The organism is uncultured Pedobacter sp. (genome assembly GCF_913776295.1).
Taxonomy (GTDB): domain Bacteria; phylum Bacteroidota; class Bacteroidia; order Sphingobacteriales; family Sphingobacteriaceae; genus Pedobacter.
Window position 1 is genome coordinate 21,640 of the sequence record NZ_CAJYOJ010000061.1, and the last position, 18,850, is coordinate 40,489.

18 protein-coding genes are annotated in these 18,850 nt (G+C 38.1%); 8 read left to right on the top strand and 10 right to left on the bottom strand.

Annotation, left to right across the window (positions count from 1 at the left end):
• The first annotated feature begins 6 nt into the window (after positions 1-6).
• Both QZ738_RS13350 and QZ738_RS13355 read left to right on the top strand, forming a co-directional pair.
• A complete protein-coding gene (locus QZ738_RS13350) occupies positions 7-864 on the top strand; it encodes a nuclear transport factor 2 family protein (RefSeq protein ID WP_293788255.1) in 858 nt (285 codons plus the stop codon).
• A gap of 250 nt (positions 865-1,114) precedes the next feature.
• Positions 1,115-2,002, top strand: coding sequence for a glycerophosphodiester phosphodiesterase family protein (locus tag QZ738_RS13355; RefSeq protein WP_293788256.1), 888 nt, complete (start codon positions 1,115-1,117; stop codon positions 2,000-2,002).
• A 119-nt stretch (positions 2,003-2,121) separates the two neighbouring features.
• Here the strand turns inward: QZ738_RS13355 and QZ738_RS13360 are convergent, their stop codons facing one another.
• From QZ738_RS13360 to QZ738_RS13380, 5 genes are all read right to left on the bottom strand, one after another.
• Entirely contained in the window at positions 2,122-2,313 is a 192-nt protein-coding gene (locus QZ738_RS13360) for a hypothetical protein (protein ID WP_293788257.1), read from the bottom strand.
• A gap of 139 nt (positions 2,314-2,452) precedes the next feature.
• Entirely contained in the window at positions 2,453-2,974 is a 522-nt protein-coding gene (locus QZ738_RS13365) for a hypothetical protein (RefSeq protein ID WP_293788258.1), read from the bottom strand.
• 438 nt (positions 2,975-3,412) lie between these two features.
• Positions 3,413-4,375, bottom strand: coding sequence for an AAA family ATPase (locus QZ738_RS13370; protein WP_293788259.1), 963 nt, complete (start codon positions 4,373-4,375; stop codon positions 3,413-3,415).
• A 5-nt stretch (positions 4,376-4,380) separates the two neighbouring features.
• A complete protein-coding gene (locus QZ738_RS13375; protein ID WP_293788260.1) occupies positions 4,381-5,742 on the bottom strand; it encodes a peptidylprolyl isomerase in 1,362 nt (453 codons plus the stop codon).
• A gap of 52 nt (positions 5,743-5,794) precedes the next feature.
• Complete coding sequence (locus tag QZ738_RS13380; RefSeq protein ID WP_293788261.1) at positions 5,795-6,346, bottom strand: hypothetical protein; 552 nt, start codon at positions 6,344-6,346, stop codon at positions 5,795-5,797.
• 140 nt (positions 6,347-6,486) lie between these two features.
• On the opposite strand from QZ738_RS13380, the gene QZ738_RS13385 reads away from it, so the two are divergent.
• Positions 6,487-7,140, top strand: a complete 654-nt coding sequence (locus tag QZ738_RS13385) for a hypothetical protein (protein WP_293788262.1) — start codon at positions 6,487-6,489, stop codon at positions 7,138-7,140.
• A 143-nt stretch (positions 7,141-7,283) separates the two neighbouring features.
• A complete protein-coding gene (locus QZ738_RS13390) occupies positions 7,284-7,859 on the top strand; it encodes a non-canonical purine NTP diphosphatase (protein WP_293788263.1) in 576 nt (191 codons plus the stop codon).
• A gap of 153 nt (positions 7,860-8,012) precedes the next feature.
• On the opposite strand, the gene QZ738_RS13395 is transcribed toward QZ738_RS13390, so the two are convergent.
• The gene (locus QZ738_RS13395; RefSeq protein ID WP_293788264.1) at positions 8,013-10,346 is read right to left on the bottom strand and encodes an OstA-like protein; all 2,334 of its coding nucleotides are present in this window, start codon (positions 10,344-10,346) and stop codon (positions 8,013-8,015) included.
• Between the two features lie 65 nt (positions 10,347-10,411).
• Here QZ738_RS13395 and tilS point away from each other — a divergent pair, with 65 nt between their 5' ends.
• The 4 genes from tilS to QZ738_RS13415 all read left to right on the top strand — a co-directional run bounded on the left by tilS (position 10,412) and on the right by QZ738_RS13415 (position 14,570).
• A complete protein-coding gene (tilS, locus tag QZ738_RS13400; protein ID WP_293788265.1) occupies positions 10,412-11,743 on the top strand; it encodes a tRNA lysidine(34) synthetase TilS in 1,332 nt (443 codons plus the stop codon).
• Positions 11,744-12,232, top strand: a complete 489-nt coding sequence (locus tag QZ738_RS13405; RefSeq protein WP_293788266.1) for a hypothetical protein — start codon at positions 11,744-11,746, stop codon at positions 12,230-12,232.
• A gap of 489 nt (positions 12,233-12,721) precedes the next feature.
• Entirely contained in the window at positions 12,722-13,864 is a 1,143-nt protein-coding gene (bshA, locus tag QZ738_RS13410; RefSeq protein ID WP_293788267.1) for an N-acetyl-alpha-D-glucosaminyl L-malate synthase BshA, read from the top strand.
• Positions 13,865-14,123: 259 nt separating this feature from the next.
• Positions 14,124-14,570 carry a KTSC domain-containing protein gene (locus QZ738_RS13415; protein ID WP_293788268.1) on the top strand — a complete coding sequence of 149 codons (447 nt, stop codon included), beginning with the start codon at positions 14,124-14,126 and terminating at the stop codon, positions 14,568-14,570.
• A gap of 118 nt (positions 14,571-14,688) precedes the next feature.
• On the opposite strand, the gene QZ738_RS13420 is transcribed toward QZ738_RS13415, so the two are convergent.
• From QZ738_RS13420 to QZ738_RS13435, 4 genes are all read right to left on the bottom strand, one after another.
• Positions 14,689-15,408 (bottom strand): phytanoyl-CoA dioxygenase family protein, encoded by a 720-nt coding sequence (locus tag QZ738_RS13420; protein ID WP_293788269.1) that lies wholly within the window; start codon positions 15,406-15,408, stop codon positions 14,689-14,691.
• A 4-nt stretch (positions 15,409-15,412) separates the two neighbouring features.
• Positions 15,413-15,907 (bottom strand): SRPBCC domain-containing protein, encoded by a 495-nt coding sequence (locus QZ738_RS13425; RefSeq protein WP_293788270.1) that lies wholly within the window; start codon positions 15,905-15,907, stop codon positions 15,413-15,415.
• 16 nt (positions 15,908-15,923) lie between these two features.
• Positions 15,924-17,033 carry a lactonase family protein gene (locus QZ738_RS13430; RefSeq protein WP_293788271.1) on the bottom strand — a complete coding sequence of 370 codons (1,110 nt, stop codon included), beginning with the start codon at positions 17,031-17,033 and terminating at the stop codon, positions 15,924-15,926.
• A 253-nt stretch (positions 17,034-17,286) separates the two neighbouring features.
• Positions 17,287-18,723 carry a pseudouridine synthase gene (locus QZ738_RS13435; protein WP_293788272.1) on the bottom strand — a complete coding sequence of 479 codons (1,437 nt, stop codon included), beginning with the start codon at positions 18,721-18,723 and terminating at the stop codon, positions 17,287-17,289.
• Positions 18,724-18,850: the final 127 nt, after the last annotated feature.

Below are 18,850 nucleotides of genomic sequence, written 5' to 3' on the forward strand. Positions count from 1 at the left end.
TTAATAATGAAACACTTATTTTCTACTGCAATCGCTTCGCTTTTGGCTTTAGGCGCCTTTGCTCAAAAAAGCGATGGAACAACCAAATCTTTAATAAATGCTGAAAAGGATTTTGCTAAGTCAATTGCCAAAAATGGGGATAAAGAAGCTTATATAGACTACTCAACCACCAGTACTTTGGTGTTCAGGCCAAACCCGATAAATGCTAAAACTTTTTATGCAGGTAAGGCAAATGCAGAGAATGATGTTACATGGACACCAAACCTGGCGAAAGTATCGCGCAGTGGTGATTTAGGTTTTACCACAGGGCCCTACGAAATTGGTACTTCAGAAAAAAAATATGGGCAATACTTATCAATCTGGAAACCGGAAAATGGCAGATGGAAACTAGCTATTGATTTGGGAACGGAAAGCAATAAGCCTTTGGCCAAAGTTACGCCATCGTTTGTAGAGCCCAAAGATCATGTGGCACCGAGATTTTTGAATGAAAGGGAAATTAAGGCAGGGAAAGAAATTATCTTAACCACTGAAAAAACGTTAAATACATTATTAAAAACACATGGAATTGCGGCATTTGGCGGTTTTTTAACCAACGATGCACGTTTGCTTTTCCCTGGTAACGAAGCCATTGAAGGGAAAGGGAAAATTATTGCTTTTTATAACAGCATGATCAGTAAAATTAACTTGAAAACAACTGGTGTTGATAAAGCAATTGGTAGTGATCTGGCTTATACCTATGGTGTTGCCACTATCGATTACAAGGCCGATTTACGGGAAAGTTTTAATTATGTTTTCGTTTATGAAAAGGCGGCAGATGCCAGCTGGAACTTAATTGTACAGGCTTTTGTACCAGCAGAAAGATAAATACCAAAAATGTGAATTAAAGAGGGGCTATCTGTAAAAAAGAGGCCCTTTTTTTATTTTCAGGGATTTGCGTGGTTTGCTGACTGGCTCAGGCGTGGCCCTAATCCGAAAACCATCGGATGAAGCGGCATCCTTGTAGCGCAGCGGAAAGATATAACAGAAAGCAGGAAAACCGTTAAAAACAGCACTGTAACTGCGCTACGAAAGAAAAATATCGCCAATAAAATTGTTTATTTTACGTTTAAAAATCATGTATAAAAATTTACTTATCTTCTCTGTCCTCCTTTTACTTTGTTTTAATGTTTCGGCCCAAAAGAAAAGATTCGATATACAGGGTAAAGCCGGTGCACGTGGTATTATGCCCGAAAATACCATTGAAGGCATGTTAAAAGCGATGGATTTAGGCGTTAACACTTTAGAAATGGACGCTGTAATTTCTAAAGACAAACAGGTGGTTCTTTCGCAGGAACCTTATTTTAACAATGAAATTTCGCTACAGCCCAATGGAAAAGCGATAACGTTGAAAGATCAAAAGAAATTCAATATGTATCAAATGGACTATGAGCAGATTAAAAAGTTTGATGTGGGCAGTAAAAATCACAGTCGCTTCCCCGGACAAATGAAGTTTAAAGCTTACAAGCCTTTACTTTCCGAAACCATAGATGCCGTGGAGGCTTATGTTAAAGCGCATAGGCTCGCCAAACCAGTTTACAGTATTGAAACAAAAACGATTAAAAATGGCGACAATGAATTTCATCCGGAGCCTGCAGAATTTGTAGAACTGATTATGGATGTGATTCAAGCAAAGAAAATTTCAAAAAGAGTAATTATCGAATCATTTGATATGCGTACACTGCAATATCTGCATGAGAAATATCCGAAAATACAAACCTCTTTATTAATTGATGAAAAAGAGCCTTTTGAAGATTATATTGAGAAATTAGGTTTCAAACCAACTATTTATAGTCCTTATTCGGTATTGGTTGGTAAGGGCCTGGTAGACCGCTGCCATGATATGGGGATTAAGATTATCCCCTGGACCGTGAATACAGCAAAGGAGGTAAAATATTTCAAAAGTTTGGGTGTTGACGGAATTATTACCGATTACCCTAATATCATGGGGCAATTGGATAACTAACCAAAGTTTATCTGTTGGTGTCTGTCTGGCCGGTATAAAAGTTTAGCTGGTTGGTGTAATAGCACCCAGTAAAAAAAAGCGCTGGTTTGCAGCGCTTTTTATGAGATCCTTTCTAATGCCTAGTGATGCGATTCAGGAGCTTCTGTGTGGTGTGCTTCAGTTTTTTCATTTGAAGAAGTTTCTTCTCCATGGTGAAAAATTGGTCTGGTGAAGGCCACAAGCAGGATTAAAACAATTATCCATACCGTTAGTGGCAATGCCCAAATGCCTTTTGTTTGCTGAACCGGTGCATGTGAATCGTGAGCTGACATATCGAATATTTTTGATTTAAAATTTATGCTTTGTAATAGTGCGGTAAAGATAACAACAAAATTAAAATAACAAGGGTAATTTGGCGAATAGTATTTTAAGGTCAGCCTGTTATTTAGCAAGGATAAGGGGCAATACCAATTATCCCTGTAAATCATAAACCATCACTTTAGTGCTATTTATTTTGCTTCTAACGCGGGTTTGGTGCTCTTGTAATGTATTTTGCTCTTCCTGAACGGCATTAAAGAGTTCGGCTTTCTTAAAATAGTTTGCAGCTGCCGCAAAATTTTGTTGCTGCTCTGCATGTAAGCCTAAACATTCGTAAATATGCGATTCGCAAACGCCAGGTACAAGTAAAGCCTGATTCGCAACCTGTTTTACCAGTTTATGCATTTTAAGGGTGATCACAAGTTTCAAGTAGGGTTTGTATACTTCGGGGAAATCAGGATCCAATTCGATGCAACGTTTGTAATAGTAGCCTGCTGTTTTATAATCTTTAAAATGGTTCTGATAAAAATTGCCCAGCTGAAAATAGGCCCTGGCATAGTCAGGGTCAAAAACAATAACTTCGTTAAAATACTGGAGCGCCCTCGGTAGTTCGCCCCAGTGCAATTCTTCAATGGCCTGTAGATATTTTTCTTCTACAGTAGTATAAATGTCCATAACGGATATTATTAATTTTGATAAGCGGTAATTGCTTAGCAAATGTGTAATAAATTGATTTTAAAATTGGATTTTAAAGTGTTGAAAACTTAAAACCGACTAAGGGTTGGGAAGGAAACTTAAAGCAATACCCAAGCCCTTTATGCCACAAGACGGGCTAAAGCTTAACTGCTGGATATGTAATTTACGTAGCATTTCTGTAATTTTGATGCAAAGATATTTATTTTCAGCGAATTGCAAATTATTTTCATGAACGCTCTGAAAATTTCTGATTATTGTGCATTCCGCGACCACTTAATAATCAGCGAAATTAAATTAGCTTCAATAGATATTCACAATCGGGATTACAAATCCCGACTAGCTAGGATCAGAGAGATTAAACTAGCTGCAAATAAGTATTCACAATCCGGATTGTCAATTCCGGCTAGCTAGCTAATGTTACAATAAATCCTTAATGATTTTTTCGATGGATAAACCTTCAGCCTCTGCGCGGTAATTACGCACAATGCGGTGGCGTAAAATAGGCTCGGCAACCGCTTTTACATCCTCAATATCGGGTGAGTATTTTCCGGTTACGGCTGCATGGCATTTGGCACCAAGCACCAAAAACTGCGAAGCACGTGGACCTGCACCCCAGCTAATGTATTTATTTACTGCATCTGTAGCAAATTCCGTATTCGGACGGGTTTTCGCTACAAGTTTAACAGCGTATTCCAATACATTGTCTGTTACGGGAATCTCACGGATCAGTTTCTGGAAATATTGGATATCGTCTGCATGGATAATTTTCTGCAGTTGGGTGGTTTTATTACTGGTGGTATTTTTTACGATGTTCAATTCATCTGCAAAAGCAGGATAGTTTAATTGGAGATTGAACATAAAGCGATCTAATTGCGCTTCGGGTAGTGGATATGTTCCTTCCTGCTCAATAGGATTTTGCGTTGCCAAAACGAAAAATGGCTTCGGCAGGGCATGTGTTTGCCCCGCTGCTGTTACCGATTTTTCCTGCATGGCCTCTAACAGAGCTGCCTGTGTTTTTGGAGGGGTACGGTTAATTTCGTCAGCAAGGATAATATTGGAAAAAACAGGCCCTTTTATAAATTTAAAGTGCCTGTCTTCCCCTAAAATTTCTGCACCGATAATGTCGCTTGGCATCAAATCTGGTGTAAACTGGATCCTGTTGAAATCCAGATCGAGAACAGACGCCACGGTTTGTACAAGTAAAGTTTTAGCCAATCCGGGTACGCCTACCAACAAACAATGTCCGTTGCTGAAAATGGCAATTAAAACAGATTTTATGATGTCATCCTGTCCAACTACGATTTTGCTTATCTCGGCTTTAATGTTGTTGAAAGATTGATGAAGTGCATCAACAGCTTCTACTTCGTTTTTATACTGCATTGGCGTTATTTTGCGGCTGTGGTGGTTTTAGTCCAGATTTTTAATTCGTCGCAGGTATTAAATTCGTCGTCGATTTTAATGTATGTACTTTCACGACGTTTCTGAAACCATTCGCTTAAAGTACGATTAATTTTATCACTTTGTGCAGCATCTCTGATTTTTGGGAAATCTTGCGCTAAGTTGGCCTTGTGAGGTGGAATTTTAGATTTTAGATAAAGAATTCGGTAGCCTTGTTTCCCGTCAGCTGCAGTAAATAAATCAGGTTTAGAAATACCGCCCACTTTCATACTATCGATGACCAGAAATACAGAAGGATCCAGTTTATCAACAGGAATAAAGGTACTCCTTGCCTGTACATCCTCGGCATTCATCATCATGCCACCATTGTATTTACTGTCTTTATTATCAGAATAAAGGTTTGCTGCGGCTGCAAAGCTTAATTTTTTGGCCATAAGGTTGTTGTAAATACTATCTGCATGTAATTTTAAACGCGTTAAACTTTCTGGTGTAGTTTTAGGCATGATTAAAATATGTCTGACATGTACCTGCTCACCCCGGCGCTCTAAAACCTGTAAAAAGTGAAAACCATAATCTGTTTCGAACACCGGCGAAATTTCTCCGGCTTTTAATTTAAATGCCCAGGCTGTAAATTCTTTAACCATGGTGTTCCTATCAATAAAACCGTAATCACCACCATCTGAAGCAGAGCCCGGATCTTCGGAATAGGTTTTGGCTAAAACCCCCATATCCTCACCGCTTTTAACCCTTAAACGAAGTGCTTCAATTTTATCTCGGAATTTTTGTTTTTCTGCTCTGGTTAACTTTGGATTTAAAATAATTTCACCAACCTCAACTTCCGTATTAAATTCCGGAAGGCTATCGCCCAACGATTTGAAATATTTTTCCACTTCCATTGGCGTAACGTTAATGTTTTCGGTGATTTTTTGTTGCATTTTATGTGCGATCAATTCATCCTTTATTGATGGCCTGATTTCATCTTTATACTGCAATACCGATTTGTTTAAGAACTGCTCTAATCGCTCTTGTCCACCGGCACGTTGCATGCTATAACGCATACGCTTATTCACTTCATCATCAACAGCACCGTCTTCAACCATTACAGAATCGATTTCCGCCTGTTGTTTCAGTAACTTCTGTGTAAGTGTTTGTTGCAATATCTTACATTTAATATCATTGTTTGGCTGGTTTCCCTGATAAAGATATTGAGTGTATTGCTGGTTTAAGTCAGATAGCAGGATAATATTATTCCCTACAACGGCAGCAACTTTATCTACGGTGTGTTTTTGAGCAAAACTGTTTAAAAACAGGCAAATTAAAGCGATTGCTACTAAAAAAACTTTCTTCATTCTATTTATTATATTTTCAAATTTAATATTTATCATCAAAAAATAAGAGCAGTTATAACCTGGCAAGTTTCTTCAGCTCGTTTTCATTGATTTTGATCTGATATTTCTGTTTCAGGCTTTTTAGCCATTTTTCTTCTAAACTTTGCTGGTAATCAGCAATTACCATCGCTCTTACTTCGCCTAAAGGTTTATTATAATTTTTTTGGTTTTGGACATAAAATTCATTTACGGCTTGCTCATCTTCCTGTACCTTATTCCATATTTTTTTTTCTGAAACATTGAACATTAAAACACCTTCCCGATATTCATTCAGTAAGAAGTCATTGTCTTTGTAGTTAACTCCAGCTTTTTTATGTGTCGCCAATGCATCCTCATATGTTCTGATTTCTTCCTGGTAATCTGCGCTTTTGTCCAATCCCATTTCGCGGGCATCTAAAACCTTCAGCTTAAAATTTATGTAAAGGTTTAAATAGGCCTGTAAAGTATCGTACGGTACATTAACATTTCCATTATGGCTTTTTTTGTATGCCCACATTAATTCTTTAGCACTTATCGATTTTCCGTTTACCACAGCAACGTTTTGTGCAAACGAAATGCTATACATTAAGCAGAAAAAAAATAAGGAGTAAGCTTTCTTCACACAGAATACTCTATAAGTTTTAAGGGATAAAAGTAACAATTAGCGGGGCTATTATAAGATATTTAACTAATTTTAACAGAAATTATTATCGGACAAAAATACGAATGGAAAACCAGGTTACCAACAATGCGAATGCTTTACGTTTATTTTTTACCGACGAAGTTTTTATCCTAAAGGATGAAAGCGTAGAAATTATGCCCTTACGTAATGCTGAGCCGGTTTCTGCTATCGAAAATGCTTCCGTTAACCCCGCGGAAGTGCCTGGTTTAAAGTCAGAAATAGCACAGATTCCGGAGATTAATCCTACAAATTCCCATAAAGTTTATCCCCAAACTCCTGAAATTCCGCACCATGTGGCAGAATCTGTCCCTGAAAAAACATTTAAATTTTTAGGCGGGAATAAAAAATCTGTACTCATTTTAGTTAATGATAGTGAGCATGAAGTAAGTACCGAGCAGGGTAGGGAGCTGTTGCGGAAAATTGTAAAAGCTGTAGATTTGGGGACGCCCGATTTTGCGCTCCTAAATTACTCAAATTACAAAGGAACAGATTTTGTGGAATTGCACCGCTTTTTCAAACCCGCCATTATGTTATCTTTTGGTGTAGCTTTTGCTGATTTGAGATTGAATTTTACCTGGCAGAATGAAATCATTGTTCATGAAACTACCAGGATCATCTATGCGCCACATCTCCATCATTTGGATAGCGATTTAAATGCAAAAAAAATATTGTGGGGGCACCTTCAGAAAATTAAATAGCTTATGCGGTATCGAGTAATTAGTATTAAGTAATTAGTATTAAGTAATTAGTATAAAGTATCGAGAATGAAGATGTGACACTTACCTCAATATATAAACCTAAACCTTTCCATATTCCAGTTTTTACCTTTCAACCTTTACCAATGAAAAAAATTGTTTTTGCCACCAATAACCAACATAAAACTGAAGAAATACGTGCTGCTCTTGAAGGTAAATATGAAGTGTTGAATCTGGCAGACATTGGTTGTTTGGTTGATATTCCTGAGACTGCTGATACTTTTGAGGGCAATGCAACTTTAAAAAGCAGCTATGTATTTGAACATTTTAGCTTGGACTGTTTCGCTGATGATAGCGGTTTGGAAGTAGAAGCCTTAAATAACGAACCTGGTGTTTATTCTGCCCGATATTCCGGTAGCAGGGATAGCCTGGATAATATTCACATGGTTTTGGCAAAGCTTGAGGGGAATCCAAATAGAAAAGCGAAGTTTAAAACGGTGATTTCTTTGATGCAGGATGGTAAAAACCATATTTTTGAAGGGATAATAGATGGAACAATCAGAACAGCTTTGTCGGGTTCAAAGGGTTTCGGGTATGATCCGATTTTTCAGCCAGATGGTTATGAGATTACTTTTGCCGAAATGGATTTGGCACATAAGAATAAAATTAGTCACAGGGCTATTGCGCTAAAAAAGATGTTGGATTTTTTGAAGGAAATTTGAGTTATCGTTAAATAGATTAATAAATTTCGATAGGTCGTCATTTCGACCGAAGTGGAAAAATCTTGTAACATGATTCAGAGATTTCTCCCCGTCTGTTCGGGCAGGCCTGTCCGAACAGGCGGGCATTCCGCTGCGCTCCAGTCGAAATGACGATCACATTTTACCAACTGACTTTTTCGACTGAATCGAGTCTTTTTTCGGTAAGATGGGTTTAATGCCAAAATTGGTCGTATCTGTTGGTTTTGTTTGAGGCAATTTCTGATCAACTTTTAAACTATCTTTCCCTGAGGTAATTTTGGGATTAACGGCAGGTACCGTTATTGAGGGTTTGCTTGTGGCGGTTGGTAATGGTTTTGCACTTTTTACCGTTTTGCCCGCAGTGGTTTTAGCCTTTGCTTTCGTTTTAGGTTTCCCGGCTGAACCAATAGCGTCTTTCTTTGACTTCGGACGTTCGGTAGGTTTCCAAGAAAAACCTTTTAATACATGGTCTTTGGCGATGGTATTTTCAGGATTCAAAGCTCCCTCTATCCCTTTAATGTACACAATTTCCTCAATCGCATTTTCCTTATCCTTAAAGATGAACTTTATCCTGCTACTGAGCGTTTGGTTCATCTCTTTATATACCTTTGTACTGTCATCCTGGGTATAATAAATACTTTCGGCATTGCCATCCACATATAAGGTTTTGAATTTTCCATTGGTAAAGAACCCCGTCATCAACCTGCCTTTGATCTGGTTAAATCTTAACGAATCTTTTGGCGTATTCACCAGAAATGCGTTCCTAAAAGCCTGTAAATTATTCAGTTTTTTATTCTTAAACTGAACAAATATAGTGTCGCCAACCTGTTGCGAACCTTCCGACCAGATGATTGGGTTGTTGTAGCAACGTAGGGTAGAATCGGCACTGGTGTAAAACAGGCTGTCGGTTTTGGCCTGGATATTTGTTTTAAAGATCTTTACACCATGATAAGCCTTAATAATACGCGTCTGGACGGTATCAGCCGGATTAAATTTGGTCGTATCGGTTTTTAATGCTCCCGCTTTTAAATTTCCAAGAACCTTAGTTAAACTATCCTTAGTGCCGGGTTTAATCATCTTTTTTTGTAAACTATCGATTTTGCTTATCGATGAGTTCTTTATGGCCGGGTTAGTTTTGCCAGCAAGTTCTTTGAGACTATCACTTTTTAACTTAAGCAGGTTTTTACCAGTTGAATCGGTTTTTCCTTTTAAAATGTTGTTTGTTTGCAGACTGTCCAAATTAAATTTTGGCAGCCCTTTACCAACTGAGTCTGTTTTAGACTTCAGGCTATCAATATTTTTATCTTTCAGATTAAGCAGGTCAGTGTCGGTACCGCCTTTGTTCTTTTTCTTATTTTCGGTTTTGGTATTACGCTTATTCCTATCCTCTTTTTGGCCTAAATCCGCTTCTGGTTTATATTTGGGTTCTCCTTTTTCTTTCTTGCCTCCGTCTTCATCATCTTCTCCAACCTGGTTGTCAGCTTTAATCGAAATTTTTGGTACTAATTTTAAGGTTTTTTGCAATACCATTTTTGTTTCCAGCGTATCTGCACCCATCCATAAACTATCGGGCCTTTTTTTATTCTTTACCATTACCGAATCGTCGGTACCTATTCCCAGATAAGCATTTCGGGTAACCAAAGTCCGTTGATCCAGTTTATAATAGTAGCCTAAATCGCCAAACATTTTCATTTTATCTTTCGTATCAGAGAAAACGATGTTTTTAACCGCCTTACCCACACCTTGTTTGCCATAATAATATAAACTATCACCTTTTAAAGATCGTGTACCTTGTGTGTAAAGATTTTTCTTTCCAAAAAAAGCGTCTTCTGTTAAAGTGTTGTATTGGCCATTTTCGGTATACAGGTTATCATCTTTGCCCTTAATATTGGTTGGTCCGTAAAAATAGGTCCATTTATCCTGGGTATTGTAACTCATGGTATCGGATTTAATGGTCGATTGAGGCGTAACCACCACCACATCATATTTAAAATAGGCTACATTTCTCTGACTAAAATAATATCCATTTTTACTGGTTAGGGTTACATCCTTATTTACAATTTTACCACCACTGGTATAAGTTCCGATTTTGGTGAGTGTGTTATAATCCAGAATATTAGTGGTTAACACTGAAGTAGGGTCAACCATTCTGACGTTACCGGTTAAATGTGCATGTTTCTTATTCCCATCATATTCTAGCTGATCGGAATAGATATCGGTGGTAAGCTGGTTGATATGAACGTTTTTAAAAGCTTCGAAATAGTTACGCTCGCTATAAAAAACAGCACTATCGCAAGCAAGTGTCGCATTATCTTGTTGAAAAACTACGAAATTGAGATAGGTTGCTTTCTTTTTTATATCGCCAGAGATATGCTGATAAGAAACAATTTTAATTTTCGAAGCAGTTTGCTGGCCGAATAAAAAGACCGGACTGATTAAAAGGAATAAAAAGACAAATAGTTTTTGCACACTACAAAGTTAGTTTTTTGTTCCGAACGTTCGGAATACCAGTTAAAATTAAATATTTTTGATGGATGTTACCCCTTAGTCAATTTCAGGATTTTATTGAACAGCAAAAATTGTTTGTTCAGGGCAATCGCATTCTTTTGGCGGTAAGTGGGGGAAAAGATTCGGTATTAATGTTGCATCTGTTTAAAGCAATAGGTGTTGATGTTGGTGTGGCACATTGTAATTTTAATTTGCGTACCGATGAAGCACAGCGAGATGAAAGTTTTGTTGCCTTGTTGGCCAGAAATTTTGAGTTACCTTTTTATGTAACGCATTTTGACACTAAAAAATATGCGGCTGATAATAAAATTTCTACCCAGATGGCAGCACGCGATTTGCGTTATAACTGGTTTGAAGAAATCAGGCGTAGAGAAGGATACGATTACATTGCGCTGGCACAACACCAGAACGATGCGGTAGAAACGGTACTCATCAACCTTACCCGTGGCACAGGCATCAGTGGATTGCATGGCATTTTTCCTAAACGTGATTTGCTGATCAGGCCTTTACTTTTTTTAAACCGACAGCAGATTGATGAAACCGTAAAAGCTAATAATATAGACTTCGTTGAAGATAGTTCAAATGCAAGTACAAAATACACCCGGAACAAAATCAGGCTGCAGGTGGTACCGTATTTGCAGGAGATTAACCCTAACCTCGAAAAAACATTCGCCCAAAATATTGCTCGCTTTTCTGAATTAGAAACTTTTTTGAATATTCAGGTGCAGAAACTTGCTCAGGAGATTCTGGATAAAAGGAATGATGGTATTTATATTTCTTTAGCTGAAATTTCCAGATTAAATCCACAAAAGTTACTGCTTTATGAGTTGCTTAAGCCGTTTAATTTTGGTGAGAATGTAGTGTATGAGATTATAGACAATTTAAATGCTTTGAGCGGTACACATTTTTTTAGCACCACACACCAGGCCATTATTAATAGAAACGATATGGTTATCGTAGAAAAGCATGCATTGTTTACAGCTAATCAATTTATCCATTCCACAACAGAAAACATTGTATTTGGCAACGCAGAAATCTCCTTAATGTTTACCAGTGAAGTAAAATATGAAGTGAATCTGAACAAAGCTTTTGTGGATGCAGACAAATTAATTTTTCCATTAGTACTGCGGAACTGGCAAAATGGCGATAAATTTATTCCATTGGGTATGCGTAAACCTAAAAAGGTAAGTGATTATTTTATTGATGAGAAAGTTCCCTTGCATTTGAAAAGCGTTACGCCGATTCTGGTTAATGGGAACGGTGAAATGATCTGGATTGCTGGTATGCGGCAGGATAACCGATACAAATTAACTACGGCAACAAAAAAAGTTGCTATATTCGAACTCAAAATTAAATAAGTGGAAAGCAAATACGCCTATATCGAAAAACAATACATCGGCCGTGATTATGTTCGTATTTTCATCAGACTGATTATGGCTGCGTTCTGTTTCGCCGCTTATGTTTACGAGCGCGATCGTGACAATACGCAAGACCTGTTCCTGGTTGTGGGTTTCGGAATCATAGGTGTTTCTATGCTTTTGCTTTTCCTGATCCAGTACAAAATTGTGGTCGATAATGGGAGTATCATCCTGGATGGCCTTTGGACGACTAAACGCGTTAAAATCGACCTGAATAGTATTGTAGATGTACGTAAGGCTACCTATAGCCGTTATTTTTTTAATAATCCGGTTTACAACCTGCACACAAAAGGTACCATCCGCTTTTATTCATCCGGTAAGGATGCGGTGGTGTTAACCGATCGCGATGGCCTGGAATATTTTATTGGTACCCAAAGGCCTAATGAACTTTTCCTGGTTCTAAAAGAAGAAATGAGAAATCTGAAATAGCTTTGAAGATAGGCTGATTTTAAGATCGAAAAAACGTTCGTTGTAAAGACAATCCGGATGCTGCAAATCTTTTGGGAAGCAGTTGCAATAGATTACGGGGCAATCCTGTCCCGCTATCGCTGCTGGTGCCGTTGGAAAGAACGGCGAGCATTCGTTTGGTCGGGTTTAGGTTTGTTGGGTTTGTGCTACTAGGTCTGTTTTCTCTGCTACCGCCTTAAGTTTTAGCCCTGATTGCAGCGACAGCCCCGAGGTACGAGGGCTATAGCGTAAAGCAGGAACTAGCTTTAATAAGCCCGAAAAGCCCTGCGCTCCAAAATAAAGACATGAGCTATTTTAAACGATAGATAATCATCCTATAATTTCTTTAACGGCACTATTAACATTTCCGAAAAGCATAAGCCAATAAAGCCCCCCGTTTTTATTGCAATAAACCGACACGCATTATAGATTAAAATCGGCTACATTTGCGGTAACAACAATACATTTACAATGAAGATAGGAATTGTTTGCTACCCCACTTTTGGTGGTAGTGGAGTAGTTGCAACAGAACTAGGTAAAGCGCTGGCTAATGAAGGTCACCAGGTTCACTTTATTACTTACAGCCAGCCTGCCAGGCTCGATTTCTTTTCTTCCAATCTGTTCTATCATGAGGTATCGGTACGGGATTATCCACTTTTCGATTACGCCCCATATGAATCGGCTTTGGCCAGCAAACTGGTAGATGTTGTACGGTTTGAGCAGTTGGATGTACTACATGTTCATTATGCCATTCCACACGCCTCTGCTGCTTTTATGGCGAAGCAGATTTTGGCAAGTTATGGCCTTCATATCCCCGTGGTTACTACTTTACATGGTACCGATATTACTTTAGTGGGTAAAGATCCAACCTACAAACCTGTGGTTACTTTTTCTATTAATCAAAGCGATGGGGTAACTACCGTGTCGGAAGATTTAAAAGAAGATACCTATAACCACTTCGAGATTACAAAAGAAATTAAGGTAATACCGAATTTTATAGATTTTTCGCGGTTCAGTTTACAGGCCAAAGGGCATTTTAAAAAAGCAATTGCGCCAAATAATGAACGCATTTTAATCCATACCAGTAATTTCAGAAAAGTGAAGCGTACAGCTGATGTGATCAGGATTTTTGAAAAAGTACAGGCTGTTATTCCATCGAAATTATTAATGGTAGGGGATGGACCTGAACGTGCTTACGATGAGCAGTTATGCCGATCTTTGAATATTTGTGAAAATGTAAGGTTTTTAGGCAAGCAGGATGCGGTAGAAGAAATCTTATCGGTTTCGGATCTTTTTCTGATGCCTTCGGAATCTGAAAGTTTTGGTTTGGCTGCATTAGAAGCAATGGCTTGTAAAGTGCCTGCTATTACCACGAATGCCGGTGGTTTGCCAGAGCTTAATGTGGATGGATTTTGCGGTTACATGAGCAATGTCGGTGATGTTGAGGCGATGGCTGCCCATGCCATTGAAATTTTAAAAGATGACGAAACGCTTAACCGTTTTAAAGAAAATGCGTTTAAAAGGGCGCAGGATTTTGATCTGAAAAAGATTCTGCCAGTTTATGTTAGCTATTATAAAGAAGTAATTGAAAACTCTTTGCAGGTGAAATATTAATTACCTGAATCTTCCCTGTATTTTAATTATGGCCAAAAGAGATGTCTACAGATCTTATCCGTACTGATCTGCATGCTTGTATTTTAAAACTTAATTATCACATAGGAAATCCTCTGGCTGATCATTCGTGTCGGCAATATTAACAAATTAAACTTTCTCAAAATCAAATGATTATAAATTGTATCTTTGCATCTTGAAACGGTTTGGTGATTAAAAAAATCCTGAATCATTTTGACAAAAATAAAAGAGGTTATCCCAAATGAAGAAAATAGTTGACTACAGAAAGCTTTTGAACGTAGATAAAAATGCTGAATTAAAAGAGCTTAAATCTGTGTATCGTACATTGATGAAAGATTGTCACCCCGATAAATTTCAGCAGGAAGAAGAGAAGTTGGATGCAGAAGCAAGAAGTAAAGAGATTATAGAAGCTTATCATTTCCTGGTGAGCATTGCGCCAGAAACACGTGAACAGCATATCGAAATCTACACACAAACGACTACCCTGTCGAATATTCAGGATTTCGAATACAAACAACAGGTTTTAAATATCCAGTTTTTTGATGGAAGTGTTTACGAATATTTCGATGTGCCGAAAGCAATCTACGTGAAATTGGTTAATGCTGATTCGCCGGGTCGTTTTGCCCGCAGACATATTTTTAATGAATTTCCATATCGTAATGTGGCCAGGGTTGCAGAACCGGCATAATAAGCGATCATATGTTATTTTAAAGGCTCCAATGAAAATCGGGGCCTTTTTTGTTTCGTTTACAGCTATAGTTCAGTATTTATCATGTTATAAGATTCTGAAATATTTAATCACAGTATTATTCTAACTCAAGATATTCTGACCAGCTTAATTCTTTAGGTAGTATCTGATTGCTAAACTCTAAATGAATTACCCTTCTTCTTTTATGATTGCTTGTTCTGCTCGAACTATGAAGAAGCAAAGGTTTCATAATCATGATGCTGCCCTTGGCCACATTACAGCTTACTTCATTTTCTATACTCCAGTCAATTGTTTGAGGTCGGTAAATACCTTTGCTGTGAGAACCGGGGATTACTTTTAATGCCCCATTCCGTTCGGTAGTATCATCAAGATGGATGCGGATAGTAAAATTGCCTTCAAGGATATTAAGTGGCGGTTGTACAGCAAATTGATTGTGTTTTTTTGTATAAGGACCAAAGCCTGCTACTTCAGTCTTTTGATCAACTGAAATGGTTAAATCCTGATGGTAGGAAACAAACCAATTTGACGTTTCGGGTTTGTCAAAGTAGATTGATTTAACCACAAAATAATCTTTTCCAAAAAGAACTCCTACAATGGCTTTTAGTTTTTGATTGAATATAAGATCAATGGTACCAGGTACCTCTTTTAAAAACTGGCGTATCGCAAAAAGATCGTCTGATTTTCTAAAGGTTTCTTTGGCAGAATCTGTCTTGCTAATGGCCTCTAAGATATTTTCAACTTCCTGATCTGTATATATATTATCTATTACGGAAAATCCTGCTTCGTGAATTTCTCGTTTCTGTACCGCAAAATCCATCACTTCAATTATTCAACATCGGTTTAAAGCGGTTATCCTTATTCCTTAAATCCAGACCGCCTTCGTAAACTGATTTTAAGTTGATGAGGTAAAAACTCCAGCCGTTATGGCAGCCCAGGCGGATATTTCTTTTTGAATGGTCATCTGCCGGAATGTTTTTTTGGGTAAGTTCAACTATCGTATATTCAAACTCTTCACGGAGTTTAAGATCCACTAAACATGCTCCGGCAAAGGTGAATTGAAAATAGTCATTGCCATTCGCTTCTGTTATTTTTCCAGTTTCGATATCGTCATACAGATACCAGACCCATCTGTACCGATCACCTTTAAGGGCCTGCTGATTTTTATCAAGCAAAACCTCATTTTCATCGGTAAATGAGGCATCACTTAAAAACCATTTTTCAATTTCGCCGGCTTTTGTCCATGCATGGTAGATGTCCGCAAGTTTAGCTTTTATGGCAATCCTGAGCGTAAATTTTGTCCAATCGAAATTTTCCATGAATAAAGTTGACTTTTTAATCAAAAGCTAAACATACCGGAGCGCCAACGTCGATTCTTTTGCCGCTATCGGTTAATTTCCCGGTGTTTTTATTTCGGTCAAAAATAACAATGTTATTGGTGTACTGATGTCCGATCAAAAGAAATTTTCCGGTCGGATCGATGGTGAAATTTCTTGGCCCTTTACCTAAGGTGCTTACGGTTTCAATAAATTTTAGTTTACCATCCGGCAGGATTGAAAAGGCAGAAATGCTATTGGCATCTCCCCGGTTGGTTTCATAAAGAAATTTTCCATCAGCAGAAACGTGGATGTCCGCCCCATCAATTTTTCCGGTAAAATCTTTTGGGGTAGTGCCAATTTCCTGGATTTTGGTTAAATTTCCATTTGCGTAAGCGAAAACAGTTATGCTGCCGTTAAATTCATGTGCCAGATAGGCAAATTTCCCATTTGGGCTAAAAGTAATGTGCCGCGGGCCTGTGCCGGCATTGGTTTTAAGAACCGATTTTACGGTCAACAGTTTTTCTTTTGCAGTTGGGGTATAACTGTAAATGTAAGTCTGATCTTCACCAAGATCATTCACGATCAGGTATCGATGATCTGGTGTAAATTTAACCATGTGTACATGGGCACTTTCCTGCCTGCCCTTCGGATCAATGCTTTTACCTGTATGTTTAATGATCTGTAAAGCTTCGGTTAAAGAACCATCTGCTTTTCTTGAAAATACCGCTAAACTGCCGCCGCTATAATTAGCTACAATTACATTTTTGTCGTCAACGGTTAGGTAACATGGATCTGCACCATGACTATCAACCTTGTTCAGAAAAGTCAGGTTTCCGCTTGCTGCATCATATTTAAATGCGCTAATTGTACTGGTTGCCCCGGTTTCATTAACGGCATAAACAAATTGATGATCTGGTGAAACAGCTAAATAGCTTGGGTTTAAAGTGCCTTTTGTAATACTTTTGATAGCTGTCGCAGCGGTTTTAGCATTAAAATTATAGATGTAAATCCCTTCACTTTTTCCGGGTGCGGTGTAAGTACCAACAATTAGGTTATAATTGCTTTTTTGGGCAAATGTTAAGGTAGATAGTATAGTGAGTGTAAGCAATGAACTAAATTTTTTCATGAAAAGATGATGTTGATTTTAACAAATATAAAGAAAGTTGGTAACGGAGTCATAGAAAACACGTAAGATGCTTCGTGTTTTATCGTCCCGATTTGCAATCGGGATGCATGAGAATGGCGATTTTATCGCTATCGGATATGTATAGATGTAATGTTTATCCTTCTTCTTTACAAAACAGGTTGATGCGATTCCCGATATGCTTTGTTTAAAAAAAACAATAAACTAAAAAAGGCAGCCAACCGGCTGCCTTTTGCTATTTAATTAAATGTTTAATCTGGATCAATTCATGTTCTTCAAGATAACGCCATCTGCCGCGAGGTAAATCTTTCTTGGTTAAATTACCATAAACCACACGATCTAATTTTTCTACGTTATAACCTAAATGTTCAAAAATACGGCGAACAATCCTGTTTTTTCCACTATGGATCTGAATACCGATTTCTTTTTTGGTTCCACCTGCAACATAAGAAATATTGTCGGGCTTAATCAAGCCATCTTCAAGCTCTAAACCAAAAGCTATTTTGTTTAAATCGCCCTGTGATAAAGATTTATCCAATTCAACGTTATAAATTTTAGTAATACCGTTTTTAGGGTGCGATAATTTATCGGCTAAATCGCCATCATTGGTCATTAACAACAAGCCTGTGGTATTGCGGTCTAAACGGCCAACCGGATAAATACGTTCACGGCTCGCTTTGTCAACCAGTTGCATTACGGTACGGCGTTCCTGAGGATCGTCGGTGGTGGTAATGTAATCTTTTGGTTTATTCAATAACACGTAAACTTTTTTCTCACGTTTTAATAACTCTCCATTGTAGCGAACTAAATCTTTTGCCGGGTCTACTTTGTGTCCCAGTTCGGTAATAGCTTCGCCATTAACGGTAATAATACCGGCAATGATCAGTTCGTCGGCTTTACGACGAGAGCAAATGCCTGCATTAGAAATATATCTGTTCAGGCGAATTAAGCCTTTATCTTCATTTGTTTTACGGCTAGGGGCAATTACGGTGCGTTGCGGGCGGTTAAATTCCGTATCCCTTGGCTGCGCCTCTTCGCGTTTTCTAAACGGGCGGGTATCGCCTTCCCTTGGCTCTCTGGGTTTTACATCTCTTGAACTTCCTGCACTTGGTTTGAAGTCAGATTTGCCCCTTGACTTGTAATCTTTATAGCCGCCTTCTCTCGGTTTAAAATCGCGCGAATCTCCATCCTTAGATCTGAAATCACGTTCTCCTGTTCTTGGCTTATAATCTCTTGCACCACCTTCTCTTGTTTTAAAATCTCTTTCTCCTGTCCTTGGTTTGTAGTCTCTCGATTTGAAATCACGGTCGCCCGTTCTGGGTTTGTAATCTCTTGATTTGGAACCGCGATCTTCAGCATTTGAATCTTTAGACCTGAACTCACGATCGCCGAACTTGAAACTCTGTGGTTCCGAATCTTTCGATTTGAAATCACGTCCTCCTGATCTGGGTTTGAAATCTTTTTGGTTTCCGAAAGATTTTGATTTGAAATCTTTACCTTCTGTACTTCTGGATTTAAAGCCGTCTTTTGGATCGGATGATCTTTTGAATTTGCTGTCTTTATCGTCTGACCTTCTTCTGTCAGATCCGGCCGAATTGCTTCTGCCTTCTGTTTTCCGACCGCCTGTTTTGGACTTGTCATCCCGACTGTTCCTGTTGTTTTTATTTATCATGATACGCTTTTAACGCATTAAAAATGCGGGTTGCAAATTTATGAAAAGTTGGTGAATATAACAATTATCCGAGCGGAAAAAGTAGATAAAAAATAGCCTCTAAAATAGGAAAAATCGTTTAAAAATC